Origin of the sequence: Actinomadura decatromicini (assembly GCF_008121305.1) — a bacterium.
GTDB classification, from domain to species: Bacteria; Actinomycetota; Actinomycetes; order Streptosporangiales; family Streptosporangiaceae; genus Spirillospora; species Spirillospora syzygii.
The window spans coordinates 756,668-777,994 of record NZ_VSRQ01000002.1; the positions used below are offsets into that span (position 1 = coordinate 756,668).

Consider the following 21,327-nt stretch of genomic DNA (forward strand, 5'->3'; position numbering starts at 1 on the left):
CTGACAGCCGTCGTCCCGGCCCCTGGAGTTGGAGTACTTCGCGAGGCGCTATTCGCGACCCGTCGGCTCAGCTCATAGAAATCACAGGGATTTCGCAGGTCCTAATGTTCGGGGGTCAGCAGGGGCCGTTGTCGGTCCAGACGTCTTGGGAGTTGTTGCCGGGGGTGTCGCCGTGGGTCCACCATCTGGCGGTCCAGGTGTGGTCGTTGTAGGACACCTTCTGGCCGCCGGTGTAGGTCGCCGAGGGGTCCCACGCGGATTCGGAGCACTTCCCCGGAGGGCCCGGGTTGTCGGTCTTCCAGGGGACCTGGCTCGATCGGTAGAAGTCGACGCCCATCACCTGCCAGCGCGGGCCCTGCGCGGCCAGCCGCTGGCGGAAGGCGTTCCAGTTGTGGGTGGACTGCGGTGACCAGCCGAGTTCGGCGATGGCGGGCAGCCGGGGGAACGCCATGAACTCTATGTCGTCGATGTTCAGCAGGGTCTCCGACCACAGCGGCGCCTCGACGCCGAACACCTGCGACTCGGTCACGCCGGACAGGTGCGATCCGGGGTTCCACTCGTAGGCGGTCTGGACCTCGATGAAGCCCGCCCAGCTCAGCCCGAGGCGCGTGCTGGAGTTGTACTTCATGTCGAGGTAGGACTTGTTGGCGGGGGACATGAGGATCTTGTTGCCGCGCTTCGCCGCCGCCTGGACGCCCCCGTGCGACGTCTCCGTCCCCCAGTACTGCGGGACGGCCGAGGTGGGCGGGGTGGCGTTCACGATGTCGTGCCAGCCCATCGCGATCTTCCCCTGCTGCTGGACGAGCGGCAGCACCTTGTTGAGGAAGGTGATGTAGTCCTGCTGGGGAGTGGCGCTGGCCTCGTCGCCGCCGATGTGGAGGTAGGGGCCGGGCGTGAGCGCCGCGACCTCGCGGATGACGTCGGCGACGAACTTGTAGGTGACGTCCTTGCTGATGCACAGCGAGCTGTAGCCGACCTCGATGTCGGTGCGGCGCGGCGGCGCGGTGTTGTTGCAGTTGAGTTCCGCGTAGGAGGCCAGGGCCGCGTTGGTGTGGCCGGGCATGTCGATCTCGGGGACGACGGTGATGCCGCGGCTCTGCGCGTACGCGACGATGTCGCGGTACTGGTCCTGGGTGTAGTAGCCGCCCGGGGTGCCGCCGACTTCGAGTTCGCCGCCGTACGTCGCCAGCCGGGGCCAGCTGTTGATCTGTATCCGCCAGCCCTGGTCGTCGGTCAGGTGCAGGTGCAGGTAGTTGACCTTGTACAGGGAGATCTCGTCCACGTACCGCTTGACCTCGTCGACGGTGAAGAAGTGGCGGGCGACGTCGAGGTGGGAGCCGCGGTAGGCGAACCGTGGGTAGTCGACGATCCGGCCGCCGGGGATCACCCACGGCCCCGGTTGCGTGCTGGTGCTCTCGACCGCCGCCGGGAGGAGCTGCCGCAGCGTCTGCACGCCCGCGAACAGACCGGCGGGCTTGTTCGCCCGGACCACCACGGCGGCCGTCGTGACGTCCAGCTGGTAGCCCTGGTCGCCCACGGACGGGTCAGCGCCGGTGAGCAGCAGCGAGATGCCGTCGGCGGGCGTGCCGGGCGCGGTCTTGACCGGCAGCGGGTAGCCGGTCGATCGGCGCAGGAGCGCGGCGAGGTAGTCGCCCACCCCGGCCGAACCGGTCTGGGTGTAGATCGCGGTGTCGCTGGTGATCGTGTGGTCGGCGCCCGTGGCGGGCTCGACCTTGACGGGCACCGGGACCACGTCCTGCATGCTCGCGACCTGGGCGGCGGCGGCCGTCGGGCGCACGCTCGCGTGCACCGCCGGCCCCGCGCCGCCGACCGACAGCACCAGCGAGGAGAGGACGACCAGGAGCTGCTTGGAGCGCGATCGCGCGCGCGGACGCTTGATGGGGTTCATCGGGAGCGGGCCCTTTCAGCGGCGGGGGGAATTGAAAGGTTTGTTGCCAGTGAGGCCGCTTCCCGTCCCCCTGTCAAGAGGTGTCCACCCCCTGGGGGACCGGCGTGCTGGTTTCATGCGGTGAGCGGGCGTCCGCCGGCGGCTTCAGGAGGCCGGTCAGCCAGGCGACCGGGATCGTGACCACGGCGAAGAGCAGACCGGTGAGCACAGGGGCCGACGCGCCGCGCTCGTCGATCGCGATGCCGCCGCAGAACGCCCCGAAGGCGATGCCGAGGTTGGCCGCGGAGACCGGCAGCGACTGCGCGAGCTGGCCGCCGGGGCCGGCCAGGGCGATGACCCGGACCTGGAGCGAGGGCACGATGCCGTAGAAGCAGAGGCCCAGGGCGAGCAGCGCGACCGCGACGAGCCACGCGACCGGTCCGACGAGGTACAGCGCGAGCAGGCAGGCCGCGATGCCGGCGGATCCGACGATCAGGGTGCGCCCGGCGTTCCGGTCGGCGAACCTGCCGCCGCCGAACGAGCCCGCGGCCGTGGCCGCGCCGTAGGCCAGGAGGAACACGCTCAGCGTCGCGCCCGTGACGCCGGTGACGTCCTGCAGGAACGGCACGAGGTAGGTCAGCGTCGCGAAGATCGCCGAGAACACGGTGAAGTTGAGGAACAGCACGGCGAGGACCCTGGGGGCGAACGCGTGCCTGGCCTGGTGGGCGACGCCGGCGCCGGCGGGCGGCACGGCCGGGATCAGCGCCGCCGCGCCGACCAGCACCGGCACGGCGCCCGCCGCGATCGCCAGGAACGATCCGCGCCAGCCGAGGGTCTGGCCGACCAGCGTGCCGAGGGGCACGCCGAGCGCACCCGCCATCGCGACACCGGAGATGACGATCCCGATCGCCTTGCCGATGCGCTCCACCGGGACGACCGCCACGGCCGCCATGAACGCACCGGCGATGAACAGGCCCTGCAACGCGCCGATGAGGAAGCGCAGCACGAGGAACAGTCCGTAGAGATGGGTCAGCGCCGCGACCAGGTTGCACACGATGAACAGGGCGCTCGCGCCGCAGAGGACGGTCTTCTTGTCCATCCTCATGGTCAGCGCGGTCAGGATCGGGCCGCCGATGGCCAGGCCCAGCGCGTACACGGTCACCAGGGTGCCGGTGGCGGGAATGGTCACGTGGAAGTCGGCGGCGATCCGGTCCAGCACGCCGACCACGAGCAGCTCGCCGCTGCCCAGGACGAACATTCCCAAGAACAGTGTGGCCAGGGCGAGGTTCGCCTTGGTCGGGCTAAGCGTGGTCTGTCGGCTGCTCATGTCCCCTCCGCTTCGACGGGTTTCCCGGACCGTGGCTCGGCGGGGTCAGTCGACGAGGGCGCCGCCGGACAGGTTGACGATCGTCCCGGTCACGACGCCGGCTCGGTCCGAGGCCAGGAACGCCGCGGTCTCCGCGATCTCGGACAGGGCGGGCAGCCGCTTCAGCAGCGTGCCCTGCGCCAGTCCGCTCTCCAGGAACTCCTGCACCGACTGCCCGGCCGCTTCCGCGGGCGGCTTGAAGAGGTCCTTGGTGTAGGAACCCGCCGCCGGAGCGTCGACGACGGCGTGCGGACGTATGCCGATGACCCGGATGCCCTCGGGCGCCAGCTCCGCGGCCAGGACCCGGGTGAACGCCTCCTTGCCGGCCGCGCTCACCGCGTGCCCCAGGATGCCGCCGATGGCCAGCTTGGCGCCCGGCTCCGACAAGGTCAGGATGACGCCGGGACGCCCGCGGCCCATGTGCGGCGCCACGGCCTTGCTGGTGTTGAACAGCGCCCGCAGGAATCCGTCGATCGGCCGCATGAACACGTCCGGCGACAGGTCCGCCAGCGGTGTCCCCTGGTCGTGCATGACGCTGACGGCGTTGAGGGCGACGTCGATGCCGCCGGCCGTTGCCGCGACCGCGGCGGCGTGCTTCTCGACCGCCCCCAGGTCGAGGACGTCGACCTGCGCGGTCTCGACGGTCCCGCCTTCCGCGGCGATGTCGCGCGCCACGGCGTCGAGCCTCGCCTGAGTGCGTCCGGCGATGAAGACCCGCGCGCCCTCCCGGGCGAAGACCCGGGCGACGGCGCCGCCGATGGCTCCGCCGCCTCCGTAGATCACGGCGTTCTTGTCCTTGAGTAGCGACCCGCTCACGTGTTCCCCCTCGTCTCCTCGCGGCCGTCGCCCGGTCCGGCGCGCCGCTCGCAGGAAAAGAGAACCACAGTCGATTGTTAAAAACAACTAGGCTCGGCAGTAGTTTAGGATCGAACCGGAAGAGGAGGGCGACCATGCCGACCAGCCGCAGCTACCGGGACTCCTGCGGGATCGCGCGGGCCCTCGACGTCGTCGGGGAGCGGTGGGCCCTGCTGATCGTCCGCGAGCTGCTCCTGACGCCGCGACGGTTCTCGGAGCTGCGGCACGCTCTGCCCCACGTCAGCTCGAACGTGCTCGCCGACCGGCTCCGGGAACTGGAGAAGAACGGAGTGATCCGCCAAGGACCGGCGGAGACGGAGGGCTCGACGGCATACCGGCTGACCGACTGGGGCCGGAAGCTGGAGCCGATCGTGCGGGGCCTGGGCGAGTGGGGGGTCGACGCGCCGCAGCCGCCCGAACCGGCCGCGCTCAGCGCCAGCTCCGTGCTGATCTTCATGGAGGACGCCGCCCGGCCTGATCCCGCGGCGCCGCCCACGGTGTGCCGTCTGGATCTCGGAGGACGGGTCTGGACGGTGCGGCTGGCCGAGGGGCGGCTTCGGGTGCGGGCCGGGGAGGCGACGACGGCGGACGCCTCGCTCCGGGCGGACCCCAAGACGCTCAGCGCCCTGCTGAACGACCCGTCCGCCCTCGAATCCGCGTGCGCCGACGGCAGCGTCGCCGTCGTCGGGGACCTGTCGGCCATCCGCCGCCTGCTGCGCGCGGTCAACCGCGACGATCGGCCCGCCGCGCCATGACCCGGTTCCGTCCCCGGCCAGCCGGATGCCGACGCGGGCGGCGACGCGGGTCTCGGGCCCCCTGGAGACTGGCCGACGAGGCCGGCTATGCAGACGCGCAGTCGCGGCACAGGCCGAAGATCTCCACGGTGTGGTTGATGGCGGTGAAGTCCGCCTCGGCGGCGACGCGCTCGGCCCAGCGTTCGATCGCGGGGCCTTCCACCTCGACGCTGTGCCCGCACGAGCGGCAGGTCACGTGGTGGTGGTGGGTGCTGGTCCGGCAGCGCCGGTAGAGGGTCTCGCCGGATTCGTCGCGGAGCGCGTCGACCACGCCGTCCTGGCTCAGCACCTGGAGATGGCGGTAGACCGTGGTCAGCCCGATGCCCTCACCGCGGCGTCGCAGCTCACCGTGGATGTCCTTGGCGCTGCGGAACTCGGACAGGTCCGCCAGCACCCGGGAGAGGGCGGCGGCCTGCTGCGTGCCGCGCACCCGCGTCCCTCCTCGGAACGCGGGGTCGGCCTGTCGTGTCGGGTGGCGGAAAGCATGTGAAGTCATGGGAGCTGCTCCGGCCGATTGACGGTCCGATCTTCACTTTTTCACATGGTACCAACCGGTTGGATCATCGCTCCGGCCCCGCGGGCGGCGGCCGCCAAGCCCGTATGAGCATTTATCGGTATTGACAATCATTTCCGACAAGACGAATATGGGATCGGTTTTCATTTTGGATCAACCTGCGGGGGGACACATTGCGCATCCGAGCCCTCGGGCCTGCCCCGCCGGTGGTCCTGGCCGGCGTGCTGGCCGGCGTGCTGGTCGCTGGAACCGCCTGCGGCGGTTCCAGCTCCGCCGACAACGGCGGCGGCAGCGGCGCGAAGAAGGTGAAGGTGGTCGCCACGACCACCCAAGTGGCCGACTTCGCCCGCAACATCGGCGGTGACAAGGTCACGGTCACCCAGATCCTCAAGCCCAACGTGGACCCGCACGACTACGAGCCGTCCCCGGCCGACATCCGGGCCATCGCCGACGCCGACCTGGTGGTGAAGGGCGGCGTCGGCCTGGAGAAGTGGCTGGACCAGACGATCGAGTCCGCCGGCTTCGACGGCCCGGTGGTCGACACCAGCAAGGGCGTGGCGATCCGCAAGGGCGGCGGGGAGGAAGAGGCGGACGGCGACCCGCACATCTGGCACAACCCCAGGAACGTCGAGATCATGAGCCGCGACATCGCCGCCGCGTTCGAGGCCGAGGATCCCGGCGACAAGGCGGCCTACGAGACGAACCTGCGGACCTACACCGGCAAGCTCAGGCAACTCGACGCCTGGATCGCAGGCCAGATTGACTCGCTGCCCGCCGACCAGCGCAAGCTGGTCACCAACCACGACGCGTTCGGGTACTACGTCGACCGCTACCGCCTGACGTTCGTCGGCTCGATCATCCCGAGCTTCGACACCTCGGCCGAGCTGTCGGGCAAGCAGCTCAACTCGCTGGTCGCCAAGATCAGGTCGACCGGCGTCAAGGCGGTCTTCTCCGAGTCCTCGCTGCCGCCCAAGACCGCCGAGGCCATCGGCCGCGAGGCCGGAGTCAAGGTCGAGGCGGGGGAGGACTCCCTGTACGGGGACACGCTCGGCCCGGCGGGCTCGGCGGGCGCCACGTACCTGGAGATGGAGCGGCACAACACCACCACCATCGTCACGGCGCTCAGGGGCTGAGGATGGGCACTCAGGAAAAAGCGGAAGCACTGCGGCTGGAGGAGGTCAGCGTCGCCTACGGCCCGGCCCTGGCTCTGGAGGGGATCGACGGCGGGGTCGCGCCGGGTGAGGCCGTCGCGCTGATCGGCCCCAACGGCGCCGGCAAGTCGACCCTCATCAAGGCCGTCCTCGGCCTGGTGCCGCTGGCCGCGGGACGGATCACCGTGCTGGACGCCTCGCCCGCCCAGGCGCGCCGCGACGTCGCCTACGTCCCGCAGGCCGACACGCTCGACCCCGAGTTCCCGATCTCGGTCGGCCAGGTGGTCCTGATGGGGCGCTACCGGCGGATCGGCTGGCTGCGCCGCCCCAAGGCCGCCGACAAGCGGGCCGCCCACCGCGCCCTGGAGCAGGTCGGCCTGGCCGACCGCGCCCGGCACCGGTTCGGGACGCTGTCGGGCGGGCAGCGCCAGCGCGTCCTGCTGGCCCGCGCGATCGCCGCCGAACCCCGCCTGCTGCTGCTGGACGAGCCGTTCAACGGCGTCGACGTCGTCAGCGAGCAGGCGCTGCTGGACGCGATCGCCGCGCTGAAGAAGCAGGGCGCGGCCGTGGTCGTCGCCACCCACGACCTGGCGCTGGCCCACCTGGCGTGCGAGGGGGTGTGCCTGGTCAACCGCCGGCAGTTCGGCTTCGGGCCCACCCGCGCCACGCTCACCCCCGACCGGCTGCGCGCCGCCTACGGCGGGCACGCGCTCGAACTGCGCGGCGACCGTGTCATCGTCGCCCACTCGTAGGCGGCGACCATGTACCAGTTCTTCGTCGAACCGTTCACGTTCCCGTTCATGGGCCGGGCGCTGGCCGTGATGATGATCCTTGGCGCGCTGGCCGGGACCGTCGGCGTGCTGATCCTGCTGCGCCGCCTTGCGTTCATCACCGACGCGCTGACCCACACGGTCTTCCCCGGCGTCGTCATCGGCCACCTGCTCAGCGGGGACGGCGGCGTCTTCTGGGGCGCGCTGGCCGCGGGCGCCGCGACCGCCGCGCTGCTCACCCTGCTCACCCGGCACCGCGCCGTCACCGAGGACACCGCCCTGGCGGTCCTGCTGACCACCTTCTTCGCCGCCGGGGTCGTGCTGGTCTCCCGGCAGTCGGGCTACACCGCAGATCTGACCGCCTTCCTGTTCGGCCGGGTCCTCACCGTCACCGGGCAGCAGTTGGCGCAGACCCTGGCGGTCACCGTCCTGGTCATCGCCGCGCTGGCGCTGCTGCGGCGACCGCTGATCGCCCGCGCGTTCGACCCGGACGGCGCCCAGGCCGCCGGGTACCGGATCGGCATGCTGGACCTGGTCACCAACACCATCGTCGCCCTGGTCGTGGTCGCCTCGGTCCGGGCGGTCGGGACGGTCCTGGTCATCGCGCTGCTGATCGTGCCCGCCGCCGCGGCCCGGGCGATGTCGGACCGGCTCGCGCTGATCGTGCCGCTCGCCGCCGTCCTCGGCGCGCTGGCCGGGTGGACGGGCCTGGCGATCAGCTACGACGCCTCGGTCCACCACGGGCTGCGGCTCGCCTCCGGCGGCACCGTCGTGCTCGTCCTCGTCGCCTGCTACGCGGGCGCCCTCGCCGCGGGGACGATCCGGCGGCGGCTGCGCGTCCGCCGGGCCGTGCCGGGGAGCGCGGCATGACGGCGGTCGACCGGGCGCTCCTCGAAGCCGTCCTCCTCGGCGTGGTCGGGGGATTGATCAGCGTGCAGATCGTGCTGCGCCGACTGCCGTTCTTCACTCTGGCCATGACACACGCGACCTTTCCTGGCGTCGTCCTGGCCGCGGTCGCGGGCATCGACCTGTACGCGGGCGGCGGCCTGTTCGGCGTGCTGGTCGTGCTGGGGGTGCTGGCCCTGTCCCGGCGGCCGGCGCAGGCCATGAGCACCGCGATCGGGATCATGCTGTCGGCCGGGTTCGCGCTCGGCGTCGTCCTGCTGTCGGCGCGCGACGGCTTCTCCAAAGACCTGACCGCCTACACCGTCGGGCAGATCCTCACCGTCGGAACCGGCGACCTGATCGCCGTGACCGCGGTCGGCGCCATCGTCGCCGCCCTCCTCCTCGGCGCGGGCAGGCAGCTCGCCTTCCGCGCCTTCGACCCCGGCGGATACGCCGCCGCCGGCTACCGCCCGGCCCTGACCGACCTGGCGCTGCTGCTGACGGTCGAGGCGGTCATCGTCGTGGCCGTGCCCGCCGCCGGCGCGATCCTGTCCGTGGCCGTCCTGGTCGGCCCGGCCGCCGTCGCCCGCCTGTGGACCCACAGCATCCCGGCCATGACCGCCATCGCCGCGGCCGCGGGCGCGGCCAGCGGACTGATCGGCGTGCAGATCTCCACCCACTACGACGTCGCCGCGGGCGGCGCCATCACACTCGTCACCGGAACCCTGTTCGCCTCGTCCCTGGCCGCGACCACGGCATGGAACGCGATGGCCACCCGCCACCGGCGCCGCCAACCCGCACCCAACCCGCCGTCCCAACCGGTGGCAGCGCGCTGAGGACGCGCCCCCGGTCGCGGTCCTGCTCATGGGGCGATTCAGAGCGGAGCGGCAAACCCGTCGGGATTTTGGGCAGTCCTACACGGCAGCGCCCCTCGGACGATAAGGACACCGCTATGGACCGTCGTCAGGTGCTCACCATGCTCGCCGCCGCCACGGCAGGAGTCGCGGCCGGGGCGACCCCCGAACTGTTGCGCCACGGAGGGCATCGGCCGGCGCACGCGGCAGGGGCGAGACGGACGCCGTCCCCGCCGCCCGATCCAGGGTTCGCGCCCGCCGGGAAGCTGAAAGCGGTCACCAATCCGGTCCGCTCCCTGCACGACCTGACTCCGGCCGCCCCGCCGAACGCGGTGGCCCTGACCATCGACGACGGGCCGCACCCGTACTGGACGCCCAAGATCCTGGACGTCCTCGCCGAGCACGACGTGCCCGCGACCTTCAACATGATCGGGTCGCAGGTGCCGGAGAACACGCGGGTCGTCCAGCGGATCATCGCGGCGGGGCACCAGATCGCCGACCACACCCTCAACCACCCGCTCAACCTCCCGGCGTTACCCGAGCCGCGCATCCGGCAGGAGATCGCCGAGGCCCACGACCGGATCGCCCAGGCCGCCTCGGCGGCCCCGCGGTTCTTCCGCGCCCCGGGCGGCGCCTGGTCGCGGCAGGTCGTGGACATCGCGACCTCGCTGGAGATGATCTGCGTCGGCTGGGGAGTCGACCCGCGCGACTGGGCCCGTCCCGGAGTGCCCCGCATCACCGCCGACCTCGAAACGGCCAAGCCGGGCGACATCCTGCTGTGCCACGACGGTGGCGGCGACCGCTCCCAGACCGTCACGGCACTGCGCACCGTCCTGCCCGCCCTCAAACAGCGCGGCCTGACCTTCGTCGCGCTCTGAGACACCCCCGCCAAGAGGGCAGCTTCCGTACAGGTCCTACGGATCGGCCACGTCATCGCCGTTCGGAGATCTTGCTGGCAGGTTGGTGGACATGGACATCAACTGCGTGATCGTCGACTCCGCTGATCCGGAGCGGCTGGCGGCCTTCTGGAGCGAGGTGCTCGACCGGCCGGTCGTCGGGCGAACCGGACCGTACGTCTGGCTCGAACGCAGGAACGGGCTGGGCGTGGGATTCCAGCACACCGACGCCTCCAAGTCCGGGAAGAACCGGCTCCACCTGGATCTGGAGTCGGAGGACCCGGCGGCCGAGCAGGCCAGGGCGGAGGCGCTGGGCGGACGGCGGCTGACCGAGTACGACTCCGGCGGCTTCCTCGTCATGGCCGATCCCGAGGGAAACGAGTTCTGCGTCGTCCCCAAGGGCTCGGTCGGAATGGACGACGAGGGCCGCGCCCACTACCTGCCGAACGATTAGCGTTCGTCGAATGCCGCAGGAGTGGCTGCGCGGGTTCTCCGGGCGCACGTCCCCAGGGGCACCGGCGCTACGCTGTCGGTTCAAAGTTTGGGGACATGAGTGAGGGGTTTGCGGCATGGTGCCATCTGGCGGGGCGCTCGCCGAGCTGCGGCGTACGAACCTGGAGAAGGTCGTTTCCGCACTGCGGCAGGGCGGTACGTTGTCGCAGTCCGAGCTTGCGAGGGCGACGGGGCTGTCGGAGGCCACCGTCTCGAATCTCGTCCGTGTACTCGTCGAGGACGATCGGGTCAAACTCTCGAAGGGACGGCGGAACGGCCGGAGCGTGAACCTGGTGGAGCTGGACGCGGCCGCCGGGGAGCTGGCGCTGGCGGTCACGGTCGCGCGCGAGGCGATCACCGCGGCGGCGGTCGACCACGAGGGCACGGTCCTGGTCGAACGGTCGCGCCCGCGGGTCCCGGAGTCCCCCTACGGCGAAGAGCGGGCGACGATCGTGGAGCTGATCGAGGCCGTGCGCGCCGTGGACGGGGTGGCGTCGCGACCGCTCGCCGGTGTGGGGCTGGCGCTGTGCGTGTCCATCGATCCCGTCTCGGACACCGTCCCGCAGGGGTTCGGCGGGCATCTGCCGGCGTTCGATCCGTCCTGGTACGGCGCCGACGTGACAGGCGAGCTGGAGGAGGAGACCGGCCTTCCCGTCCGGCTGATCAACGACTGCGACGCCGCCCTGCTGGCCGAGGTGCGGTGGGGCGCCGCGCGCGGCTGCCGGGACGTGCTCTACCTGCATCTGAGCTCGGGGGTCGGTGGCGCGATGCTGCTCGGCGGGCTGCTGTACCGCGGCGGGTCGGGCGGGATCGGGGAGCTCGGGCACTCGTCCACCGACACGAGCGGCAGGCTCTGCCTCTGCGGGAACCGCGGCTGCCTGGAGACGAAGGTCGGCGGCGAGGCGCTGCTGAGCCATGTCGCCGACCTCCACGGAGACGACCTCACGCTCGGCCGGCTCGCCGAGCTGGCCCGCTCGGGCGACCCCGGCTGCGCCCGGATCGTCACGGACGCGGCGCAGGACATCGTCACCGGGCTGGCGAACGTCGTCGCGGTGCTCGCGCCCGAGTGCTTCGTCCTGGGCGGTGAGCTGGCGGCCGCCGGTCCCGCGCTGCTGGATCCGGTCAGCCGCGGGATGCGGAGGATGGCGAGCCCGCGCAACTGGCGCGGGAGCGTCGTCCTGGCCGAACTGGGCGGCCATGCCATCGCGCGCGGGGCGGCGCGGTACGCCTTTGACGGCGTCGACCTTTGTCTTCAATCTTTGAAGTGATTTCCTAGTTCAAACTCTTTATCCATTTAGAGCTTGCGGTTTCCGCCGCACGCGCCATACGGTGTGCGAACAGTGAGTTTCCAGCGCTGCCAGGTGTATTTGCCCTGGTCATGTGCGCACAGCAACTCATCGACTGCCTTCAAAATATGGAGAGATCGTGGTCGGTACACCGAAAACCCACCGATGTGCGGCGCCACGCCGTGACCGCCCGGCCGCCCTGCGCCCGGCGGGCCTTCTGGGCGGCGCGCTGCTCGTGGCCGCGCTGGCGACCGCCTGCGGAGGCGCGGGCCGCGGAGCCGCGGGAACGCCCGCGCGGCAGAATCCCGAGACGCTGACCATCGCGGTCGCGGCCCCGCCGCAGAGCCTGAACCCCGCGCTGGCGGGAAACGGCGACCCACTGATCATCCCGGTGGAACTGGCGTACGACCCGCTGATCTACCTCAAGGCCGACGGAAGCCTCGCTCCCGGGCTGGCGACCGCGTGGAAGTTCGTCGGCTCCGGCAACAGGGTGTTCGAGCTGACGCTGCGCCCGGACGTGAAGTTCGCCGACGGATCGAGCCTGACCGCGCAAGGGGTGGCGGACTACTTCGCCTATTTCGCCAAGGCGGGAGGTCTGGGCGCGTCCCGCGTCCAGAACTTCGAGAAGGTCGCCGTCACCGGACCGCTCAGCCTGCGCATCGAGCTGAAATCGGCGAATCCCGAGCTGCCCTACATCCTCACCCAGGGTTTCGCGATCGGCGACGTGATCAGCCCGCTCGGGCTCAAGGACCCGAACAAACTCGGCACCTCGACCGCCGGAGCCGGTCAGTACGTGCTCGACACCGGCGGAAGCGTCACCAACCAGACGTACGTGTTCACCCCGAACCCGAACTACTGGAACCGCGCGGCGATCAACTGGAAGAAGGTCGTCGTCAAGGTCATCCCCGACTCCAACGCCGCCCTCGGCGCCATGCGCACCGGGCAGGTCGACTACATGATCAGCGACACCAAGGGCGCGGACGCCGCGAAACGGGCGGGTTTCAACGTCAGCACCTGGCCGTACCTGTTCGGCCACATCCAGCTCCTCGACCGCGGCGGGACGCAGGTCAAGGCGCTCGGCGACGTCCGCGTCCGGCAGGCGCTGAACTACGCCGTCGACCGGAAGGCGCTGGCGAAGGCGCTTTTCGGAAAGTACGCCACCCCGAGCGACCAGATCCTCCTGCCCGAGGCGGACGGATACGACCCGTCCCTGAACGGCCATTACCCCTACGATCCCGCCAAGGCGAAGAGCCTCCTCAAGGAGGCGGGATATCCGAACGGATTCTCGCTGGTCATGGCGGCCTACAACCTCCAGCCCGGCGAGACGGACGCGGCCCAGGCCGTCGCCGGTTACTGGGCGAAGATCGGCGTCAAGGCGAAGATCGACGTCCCGGTCAGCATCAGCGCCTACACGAGCGGGCTCACCGGCAAGAAATACCAGGCCCAGATGTTCGAGTACGGCGGACTGCCGATGTATTTGGTGGCCGACCAGTTGCTCAACACCGGCAGCCTTTTCAACCCGTTCGCCAACACCCATCCCGACATCACCAAGCTGATGCGCGAGGGAGCGGCCGCGGACGACGGGTCGCGTCCGGCGATCTACAAGCGGCTGCAGAAGGCGCTGGTCGAACAGGCGTGGTTCGTTCCGTTCGCGAGCATCGACAAGGTCACGGTCGCCCGGCCCGGACTCCAGGGCGTCACGACCGCGCCGCGGGCCCTCGACCCGAACCCGGTGTTCTTCACCGCGGCCGAGAACTGACCTTCGCGACGCGCCTTCGCTGAAGGAGGGAATGCCCGATGAAACGCATTCTGATGCGCAGAGTCCTGCTGTCCGTGCCGTTGTTGTTCGTGGTGTCGGTCGTGGTCTTCGTCCTCCAGTCGCTGATTCCCGGAGACGCCGCGAGCCAGCTGGCGGGACTCCAGGCGACACAGGAGGACGTCCTGCGGCTGCGGAAGCAACTCGACCTCGACGAGCCGGTCTGGGCGCAGTACTGGCATTGGCTCGACGGCGTCTTCCACGGCTCGCTCGGCACCTCGCTGACGAACAGGGAGCCGGTCACGACCGCGCTGGCCACGAGGCTGCCCGTGACGCTCTCCCTCGTGCTCGGCGCGACCGTCCTTGCCACCGTGCTCGGCGTCGTCCTCGGCGTCGCCGCGAGCAGGGCGGGCTCGCTGGCCGGACGCCTGGTCGACCTGCTCAGCGTCGGCGGCCTCGCGGTCCCGAGCTTCTGGCTCGGCCTGCTGCTGATCTCGCTGCTGAGCGTCCGGCTCGGGCTCCTCCCGGCCACCGGATACGTCAAGTTCGCGGACTCGCCGGACGGGTGGGCGCGATCGCTGCTCCTCCCGGTCAGCGCGCTCGCCCTGGGCGGGGTCACGGCGATCGCCAAGCAGACGAGAGAGGCGATGCTCGACGTCCTCGGCCGTCCCCACATCGACAATCTGCGGGCGAACGGCGTCCCCGAACGGCGCGTCGTGTTCAAGCACGCGCTGCGGGGCGCGGCCATCCCGATCTGCACGATGTCGAGCATCCTGCTGGTCGGCGCGCTCGGCGGCTCGGTCGTGATCGAGCAGGTCTTCGGGCTCCCCGGGCTGGGCGGCCTCGCGGTCAGCGCGACCGGTTCCAAGGACATTCCAGTGATTCAAGGTGTCGCCGTGTATTTCACGCTGCTGGTCGTCGCGGCCAACCTCCTGACCGACATCGCGTACGCGCTGATCGACCCGCGGGTGCGGGCGTCATGACCGCCCCGTCCGGGCGTCCCGGCCTGGCGCGGCGGCTGCTGCGTCATCCGCTCGCGGTGGGCGCGCTGCTCTACCTGGCCGCCGTCGTCGTGCTCGCGGTCTTCGCGCCGGTCTTCGCGCCGTACGGGCCGCAGGAGGCCGACCTCGCCCGCGTCCTCGCGACGCCGACGGCCGACCACTGGCTCGGCACGGACTCGCTGGGACGCGACATCGCCTCCCGCCTGATGTTCGGGGCGCGTCCGGCGTTGCTCGGCGTGCTCGTGACCGTCCTGGTCGCGGCCGTCATCGCGATCCCGGTCGGGCTGTCGGCGGCGCTGTCGGGCGGCGCGGACCGGATCGTGTCGCCGCTGGTCGACCTGCTCATGTCCATTCCGGCGATCGTTGTGCTGCTGATGGTGCTGGCCACCTTCGACCAGGAACTCGCCGCAGCGATGGCCGCGCTCGGCGTGCTCACCGCGCCGGGGCTCGTCCGCGTCGTCCGCGCCGCCGCGCTGACCGTGGCGGGGGAGCCGTACGTCGCCGCCGCCCGCGTGTACGGGTTCGGTCGGCTCGCCATCGCGCTGCGGCACGTGCTGCCGCGCGTCACCGGTCCCGTCCTCGTCAACCTGTCGCTCGTCGCCGCGACCGCGCTGCTCACCGAGACCGGGCTGAACTTCCTCGGGCTGGGCGTGCACCTGCCGGAGGCCAGCTGGGGCGGCATGGTCGCCGACGCCTCCGCGGCGATGAACCAGCAGAACTGGATGCTCGTCCCGACCGGCGCGGTCGTCGCGGGCACGGTGATCGCGCTGGTGCTGCTCGGCGACGGCGTCCGCGACGCGACGGCGGAGGGATGGGCCCGCCCGGCCGCCCGCGCCCGATCACTCCGGCCCGCCGCGGCGGGACGCGAGCGCGACCGGCGACCGGGCGGGGCCGCACCGGCGGACGGCCCGCCGATCCTGCTGCGCGTCGAGGGCCTGACCGTCGCCGTCCCCGGACCCGGCGGGCGCCCGGCGCCGGTGGTCGACGGCGTGTCGTTCGACCTGCGGGCCGGCGAGACGCTGGGCATCGTCGGCGAGTCGGGCTGCGGCAAGACGATGACCGGACGCGCGGTCCTCGGCCTGCTGCCGGACGGCGCGCACGTCACCGGCGGCTCGATCCGGGTCGACGGCGCCGACGCCACCGCCATGGGCCGCCGCGAACGCGCCGGGCTGCGCGGCTCGACGATCGCGTTCGTCTCGCAGGAGCCGATGGCGGCCCTGGACCCGCTGTTCACCGTGGGCGGGCACCTCGCCGAGGCCGTCCGCGTCCATACCGGCGCCGGACGGGGCGAAGCCCGGCGGCGGGCCGTCGAACTGCTCGGCCGGGTCCGGCTGCCCGACCCGGAGCGCGTCGCGAAGACGTACCCGCACCAGCTGTCCGGCGGGATGGCGCAGCGCGTCGCCATCGCGCTCGCGCTCGCGGGCGGTCCCCGGCTGCTGATCGCCGACGAGCCCACCACCGCGCTCGACGTCACCGTCCAGGCGGAGATCCTCCGGCTGCTGCGCACGCTCCAGCGGGAGACGGGGATGGCGATCCTGCTGATCAGCCATGACTGGGGCACGGTCGGCGAACTCTGCGAGCGGACCCTCGTCATGTACGCGGGACAGGTCGTCGAGTCAGGACCGACCGCGACGATCGTCGCGGCGCCGCAGCACCCCTACAGCGAAGGGCTGCTGGCGGCGAACCCGCAGCTCGGCACTCCGGGCGTGCCGCTTCATGTCATGCCGGGCGGCGTCCCCGCGCCGGGCGAATGGCCGCCCGGCTGCCACTTCGCCGCGCGCTGCCCGTACGCGACCGACGAGTGCACCGCGCACCCGATCGCCGTGGCGGGGACGGGCGACCACCGCAGCCGCTGCGTGCGCGCGCTGCCCACGGACGTGATCGGGGCCAGGCCATGACCGAACCGCTGCTGTCGATCGACGGCCTCACCGTCCGCTACCCGCGCCGGCGCGGCGGGCCGGTCACCGCGCTGGACGGCGTCTCGCTCACCGCCGGGCACGGACGCACCGTCGGCCTCGTCGGGGAGTCCGGCTCCGGGAAATCGACGCTCGGCAAGGCGATCCTCGGCCTGGTCCCGGTGGACGGCGGCTCGATCACCTTCGACGGCCGCGACATCACCCGGGCCGGACGGCGCGAACGCCGGGAGTTGAGCGGCCAGATCCAGGTCGTGTTCCAGGACCCGTACGGCTCGCTGAACCCGGTCAAGCCGATCGGCCGGACGCTCGGCGAACCGCTGCGCGTCCAGCGGAGCATCGGCACGCGCGCCGTCCGGGACCGGGTGCTCGAAGCGCTGGAGCGCGTCGGCCTTCCGGTCGCGGCGGCGGACCGCTACCCGGCGGAGTTCTCCGGCGGCCAGCGGCAGCGCGTCGCGATCGCCCGCGCGCTCGTCATGCGGCCGCGGCTGATCGTCTGCGACGAGCCGGTGAGCGCCCTCGACCTCTCCCTGCAGGCGCAGATCCTCAACCTGTTCAACGAGCTCAAGGCCGACCTCGGCGTCGCCTACCTGTTCATCTCGCACGACCTCGGCGTCGTCCGGTACCTCGCGGACGACCTGGTCGTCCTGTACCGCGGCTCCGTCGTCGAGTCCGGCCCCACCCGGTCGGTGTACGACCATCCCCGCGCGGAGTACACCAAGCGGCTCATCGCCGCGATTCCCAGGGCCGCGCAGGCCATCCCGCACGAGAAAGCCCCTTCATGCAGCAGCGAGTCATAGCCGACACCACCTCCGGGAAGGTCGGCGGCGTCCGGCACCGCGGCGTCGCGTCGTTCCTCGGCGTCCCGTACGGCGCGCCCACCGGCGGCCCGGCGCGGTTCCGGCCGCCGGAACCGGCGAAGCCCTGGCCCGGCGTCCGCGACGCGACGTCCTTCGGCCGCGCCGCGCCGCAGAACGACATCCGGCTGGCGGCGACCGGCTCGTGGGTCGAGGCGATCGACTACCTCTACCCGCGGACCGGCTCGGCGCTCGAAGGCGTCCCGATGGGCGAGGACTGCCTGGTCCTCAACGTCTGGACGCCGGAGGCGGCGCCGCCGGGACGGCGGCCGGTCATGGTCTGGCTCCACGGCGGCGGCTACCAGCACGGCGCCGGATCGGAGTCGATGTTCCTCGGCGACCGCCTCGCCCGGCTCGGCGACGTCGTCGTGGTCACCGTCAACCACCGGCTCGGGATCTTCGGCTACCTGGCCCTGGACGCGCTCCTCGGCGCGGAGTTCGAGCACGCCGGGATCGCCGGGCTGCTCGACCTCGTGCTCGCCCTCGAATGGGTACGCGACAACATCGACGGCTTCGGCGGCGACCCCGGAAACGTCACCGTGTTCGGCCAGTCGGGCGGCGGCGACAAGGTACGCACCCTGATGTCGATGCCGTCCGCGTCCGGGCTGTTCCACAAGGCGATCATCCAGAGCTCGCCGGGCCCGCTGGCGACGTCCGCCGACGCCGCCCGCGACCTCGCCGCGAAGGCCGTGCGCCTCTCCGGGCTGAGCCCGTCCCGGGCCCGCGAGCTGGCCACCTGGGACACCGGGTCGCTCCTCGAACTCCAACGGGCCCTCACCGGGGACGTCATGGGCGGCTTCACCCTCGACCAGGACCTCCTGGACGCGGCCCAGGCGTCCTTCGCGCCCCACCTCGACCCATCGCCCGCTCCGGACGACGCGGGCGTTCCCGTCCTCGTCGGCCACACCAGCCACGACGCCTCGCTCATCCTGTGCAACGCGCCGGAGTACGCGACGTTCTCCGGCTCCCAACTGCGCGCTTGGACGGAGGGCCGGTTCGACGTCGGCGCCGACGCCCTCGCCACCGCCTACCAGGACCGGGTCGGTCCGGAACCGGCGCGGCTGCGCCTGGCCCGGATCGTCACCGACACGACCTTCGCGCCGGCCGCGATCGACCTCGCTTCGCGGCTGGCCGCGAGCCGGACCGTCTACTGCTACGAGTTCGCCTACCAGACGCCGATCCTCGGCGGGCTGCTCGGCGCGACGCATAGCCTCGACCTGCCGTTCGTCTTCCACAACGCGGAACTGTCACCGCTCGCGGGCGACCGTGACGACCGTCGCGACGTCTCCACGCGCATGGCCTCGGCGTGGACGTCCTTCGCGCGCAACGGCGAACCCGGGCATGCCGACATACCGCCCTGGGAGCCCTACACCCCGGAAACGAGAGCGACCATGCACATCGACAGCACTTGGAGCCTGGAGACCGGCCGGGACCCGCGCGACCTTCCGACCAGGACCCGCGCATGACCGGCGCACCCGTGCCAGGGCCCCCGCCGGGTGAGCCGGGCCTGCCGCCGAGCGAACCGGGCCCGCCGCCGCGTCCCCGGCGGATCACCGGCGCGGCGCCGCCGCACGACCTGTACGCGGACGCCGTGGTGGCGCGCGTCCCCGGCTACCGCGACCTGACGCTCGACCTGCTGCGTCCGGTCGGCGCCGAGCCGGTCCCGCTCGTCGTCTGGATCCACGGCGGCGCCTACCTCGGCGGCACGCACCGGGAGATGCCCCCGCCGCTCCGGGCGGCCCGCCTCGACGAGCACCTGCTCGACGCCGGTTTCGCCGTCGCGCACGCGAGCTACCGCTTCAGCGGGGAGGCGAGGTTCCCGGCCCAGATACTGGACGTCCGCGCGGCGATCCGCTGGCTGCGCCGCCATTCCGGCGAACTCGGGATCGACGCGGCGCGCTTCGGCGTCTGGGGCGAATCGGCGGGCGGCCATCTGGCGGCCCTGGCCTGCCTCGCACCGGACGCCCCGTTCACCGGCGACGACGACGGAGCCTCGCACGGCGCCGAGGAGGAAGCGTCGGTCGGCGGCGCGGCCGTGCAGGCCGGAGTCATCTGGTACGCGCCGAGCGACTTCCGCACGATGCGGGAGCAGTCCGGGCCGGACGCGGTCATCGACCACGACGCCGCCGACTCCCCCGAGAGCCTGCTGCTGGGCGCGCCGGTCCCCGCGGCGCCGAGCGCCGCCCGGGCCGCCAGTCCGGTGACCTACGCGCACGCCGGAGCGCCGCCGCTGCTGCTGGCGCACGGGGCCGCGGACCGGGTGGTCCCGGTCGGGCAGAGCGAGCAGCTGCACCGCGCGCTCGACGAGGGCGGCGCGGACAGCCGCCTCACGATCGTCCCCGGCGCGGACCACTGCTTCCTCGGCGCCGACGTCGAGCCCCTGGTCGCGCAGGCGGTGGCGTTCTTCGCCGAGAAATTGGCCGAGGCCCCTGCGGGAGAAGCCCCTATGGGAGAGGCCCCTATGGGAGAGGACCCGCCATTGATCGAAGGTGAGGATTCGCGTTGACGGAGACCGCGCATTCGCGCCAGATTCCCCGACCGCTGCTGCTCACCGTAGAGATGAGCGACGGAGCGCGCCTTTCGGTGCTCCGCTATCCGTCGTCGACCGGCGCACCGGCCCCGGTGGTCGTGGTGATCACCCCGTATCGCAAGGAATCGGCGATGCACATGGAATTGCTCGCCCGCCCCATCGCCGAAGGCTACGAGGTGCTCGTGGCGGATGTCCGCGGCTTCGGCGGCTCCACCGGGGCCTACAGCGGCGTCCTGTCGCCGCGTGAGATCGACGATGGCGTGGAACTCCTGGAATGGATCGCCGCCGCCGATTTCTGCACCGGACGGACCGCCCTGGTCGGAGGCTCCTACTCGGGACTGAACCAACTGCTGATCGCGCAACGCGAACCCCGAGGACTCCGCTGCATCGCGCCGTGGGTGGCGCCCGCCGACACCTACCGCGACATGTGGAAACGCGGCGGAATCCCCTCGCACACCGCCTGGGGCGCGGGCGTGTTCCTGAACAGCCAGCGACCCGAAGCACGGGCGGACATCCTGCGAGCGTTCTACCAGGACATCGTCGGCGCCGAGTTCGACGGCGACCTCTTCCGGGCCAGTTCGGCGGACCTTGCCGCAATCCGCGTTCCCGCCTTCTTCGGAACCGGCTGGTTCGACTATTTCCTGGCGGGGACCGTCCGCGCCTTCCGGTCGCTGTCCGGTCCGAAGCGCCTGCAGATCGGCCCGTGGAGCCATGAACCGTTCCTCACCGAGGAACGGCGGCTGGAGTTGTCGCGATGGCTCGGCTACTGGCTGCGCGACATCGGGGAGAACCCTTGCACGCCCGACGACAACGCCGTCCTGTGGTGCGTGGGAGCGGACGAATTCCACCCGCGCGGAGGATGGCCCGCCACCTCCGATATCGACTGGTGGCGATGGACGCCCGTCGGCGAGCCGACCGCGATACCGATCCTGCCGTCGATCACCAGCGTGCCGCCCCCGCCTCCCACTGAGGTTCACCTGATGGTGGACGTCTCGACGAACTCCGGCTGGCGGCTGTGGGGAGAGGCCGCCACGTTCGACTCCGAGCCCTGCCGGGAGCCGGTGCGCCTGCTCGGACCGGTGGCGCTGCACGCGGTGCTGGCCGCCGAGGGCTGCTCCGACTTCGACCTCAACGCGCGACTGTCGGTCGTGAGGGCCGACGGCGGCGTCCGGCAACTGACCGAAGGTCGGCTCCGCGCCTCGCACCGCGCGCTCGACGAGGATCGCAGTGAGCACGCGCCCGGCGGCGAGATCGTCCTGCCCTGGCATCCGCACGAGGCGGCCGAACCCGTGCCGGACGGCGAACCGGTGCGGCTCGTGGTCGAGATCTACCCGATCCACCTCCAACTGTCGCCCGGAGAACGGCTGCGGCTGGGCGTCACGCTCACCAGAAGCGACGAGTGCGACGTCCCGATCGAAGCGACGCTCCTGCCGGAGAGCACCGTGCTGCTCCCACTCAGCGCGCCTCCGTCGGAGACCGCCCCAGAGAGCCGCCTTCCGGAGACCTTGTGACTCCTGTG

General features: G+C 71.7%; 19 protein-coding genes. 15 read left to right on the top strand and 4 right to left on the bottom strand.

Going from position 1 to position 21,327, the window contains the following annotated elements:
• Positions 1 to 115: 115 nt before the first annotated feature.
• The 3 genes from FXF68_RS11280 to FXF68_RS11290 form a co-directional block, all read right to left on the bottom strand.
• On the bottom strand, positions 116 to 1,909 hold the full coding sequence (locus FXF68_RS11280; RefSeq protein ID WP_148758861.1) for a family 20 glycosylhydrolase: 1,794 nt from the start codon (positions 1,907 to 1,909) through the stop codon (positions 116 to 118).
• A 73-nt stretch (positions 1,910 to 1,982) separates the two neighbouring features.
• A complete protein-coding gene (locus FXF68_RS11285; RefSeq protein ID WP_148758862.1) occupies positions 1,983 to 3,215 on the bottom strand; it encodes an MFS transporter in 1,233 nt (410 codons plus the stop codon).
• A 45-nt stretch (positions 3,216 to 3,260) separates the two neighbouring features.
• Positions 3,261 to 4,070, bottom strand: a complete 810-nt coding sequence (locus FXF68_RS11290) for an SDR family NAD(P)-dependent oxidoreductase (protein WP_148758863.1) — start codon at positions 4,068 to 4,070, stop codon at positions 3,261 to 3,263.
• A 134-nt stretch (positions 4,071 to 4,204) separates the two neighbouring features.
• Between FXF68_RS11290 and FXF68_RS11295 the strand changes: the two genes are divergently transcribed.
• Positions 4,205 to 4,864, top strand: a complete 660-nt coding sequence (locus FXF68_RS11295) for a winged helix-turn-helix transcriptional regulator (protein ID WP_148758864.1) — start codon at positions 4,205 to 4,207, stop codon at positions 4,862 to 4,864.
• 85 nt (positions 4,865 to 4,949) lie between these two features.
• On the opposite strand, the gene FXF68_RS11300 is transcribed toward FXF68_RS11295, so the two are convergent.
• Positions 4,950 to 5,333, bottom strand: a complete 384-nt coding sequence (locus FXF68_RS11300; protein ID WP_246178627.1) for a Fur family transcriptional regulator — start codon at positions 5,331 to 5,333, stop codon at positions 4,950 to 4,952.
• Between the two features lie 257 nt (positions 5,334 to 5,590).
• Here FXF68_RS11300 and FXF68_RS11305 point away from each other — a divergent pair, with 257 nt between their 5' ends.
• The 14 genes from FXF68_RS11305 (at position 5,591) to FXF68_RS11370 (ending at position 21,319) form a co-directional block, all read left to right on the top strand.
• Positions 5,591 to 6,550 (top strand): metal ABC transporter substrate-binding protein, encoded by a 960-nt coding sequence (locus FXF68_RS11305; protein ID WP_246178628.1) that lies wholly within the window; start codon positions 5,591 to 5,593, stop codon positions 6,548 to 6,550.
• A 2-nt stretch (positions 6,551 to 6,552) separates the two neighbouring features.
• On the top strand, positions 6,553 to 7,320 hold the full coding sequence (locus FXF68_RS11310) for a metal ABC transporter ATP-binding protein (RefSeq protein WP_148758866.1): 768 nt from the start codon (positions 6,553 to 6,555) through the stop codon (positions 7,318 to 7,320).
• A 9-nt stretch (positions 7,321 to 7,329) separates the two neighbouring features.
• Positions 7,330 to 8,208, top strand: a complete 879-nt coding sequence (locus FXF68_RS11315; RefSeq protein WP_148758867.1) for a metal ABC transporter permease — start codon at positions 7,330 to 7,332, stop codon at positions 8,206 to 8,208.
• Positions 8,205 to 9,059 carry a metal ABC transporter permease gene (locus FXF68_RS11320; protein WP_148758868.1) on the top strand — a complete coding sequence of 285 codons (855 nt, stop codon included), beginning with the start codon at positions 8,205 to 8,207 and terminating at the stop codon, positions 9,057 to 9,059. Before FXF68_RS11315 ends, FXF68_RS11320 begins: the two co-directional genes overlap by 4 nt.
• Before the next feature lie 116 nt (positions 9,060 to 9,175).
• Positions 9,176 to 9,955, top strand: coding sequence for a polysaccharide deacetylase family protein (locus FXF68_RS11325; protein WP_148758869.1), 780 nt, complete (start codon positions 9,176 to 9,178; stop codon positions 9,953 to 9,955).
• A 91-nt stretch (positions 9,956 to 10,046) separates the two neighbouring features.
• The gene (locus tag FXF68_RS11330) at positions 10,047 to 10,427 is read left to right on the top strand and encodes a VOC family protein (RefSeq protein ID WP_148758870.1); all 381 of its coding nucleotides are present in this window, start codon (positions 10,047 to 10,049) and stop codon (positions 10,425 to 10,427) included.
• Between the two features lie 115 nt (positions 10,428 to 10,542).
• Positions 10,543 to 11,733, top strand: coding sequence for an ROK family transcriptional regulator (locus tag FXF68_RS11335; protein ID WP_148758871.1), 1,191 nt, complete (start codon positions 10,543 to 10,545; stop codon positions 11,731 to 11,733).
• A 157-nt stretch (positions 11,734 to 11,890) separates the two neighbouring features.
• Entirely contained in the window at positions 11,891 to 13,510 is a 1,620-nt protein-coding gene (locus FXF68_RS11340) for an ABC transporter substrate-binding protein (RefSeq protein WP_187437858.1), read from the top strand.
• A gap of 38 nt (positions 13,511 to 13,548) precedes the next feature.
• Entirely contained in the window at positions 13,549 to 14,490 is a 942-nt protein-coding gene (locus tag FXF68_RS11345) for an ABC transporter permease (RefSeq protein ID WP_148758873.1), read from the top strand.
• Positions 14,487 to 16,406, top strand: a complete 1,920-nt coding sequence (locus tag FXF68_RS11350) for a dipeptide/oligopeptide/nickel ABC transporter permease/ATP-binding protein (RefSeq protein WP_148758874.1) — start codon at positions 14,487 to 14,489, stop codon at positions 16,404 to 16,406. Before FXF68_RS11345 ends, FXF68_RS11350 begins: the two co-directional genes overlap by 4 nt.
• Entirely contained in the window at positions 16,403 to 17,221 is an 819-nt protein-coding gene (locus FXF68_RS11355) for an ABC transporter ATP-binding protein (protein ID WP_148758875.1), read from the top strand. Before FXF68_RS11350 ends, FXF68_RS11355 begins: the two co-directional genes overlap by 4 nt.
• Complete coding sequence (locus tag FXF68_RS11360; protein ID WP_148758876.1) at positions 17,203 to 18,744, top strand: carboxylesterase/lipase family protein; 1,542 nt, start codon at positions 17,203 to 17,205, stop codon at positions 18,742 to 18,744. Before FXF68_RS11355 ends, FXF68_RS11360 begins: the two co-directional genes overlap by 19 nt.
• The gene (locus FXF68_RS11365) at positions 18,741 to 19,784 is read left to right on the top strand and encodes an alpha/beta hydrolase (protein ID WP_148758877.1); all 1,044 of its coding nucleotides are present in this window, start codon (positions 18,741 to 18,743) and stop codon (positions 19,782 to 19,784) included. Before FXF68_RS11360 ends, FXF68_RS11365 begins: the two co-directional genes overlap by 4 nt.
• 53 nt (positions 19,785 to 19,837) lie before the next feature.
• The gene (locus tag FXF68_RS11370; RefSeq protein ID WP_148758878.1) at positions 19,838 to 21,319 is read left to right on the top strand and encodes a CocE/NonD family hydrolase; all 1,482 of its coding nucleotides are present in this window, start codon (positions 19,838 to 19,840) and stop codon (positions 21,317 to 21,319) included.
• Positions 21,320 to 21,327: the final 8 nt, after the last annotated feature.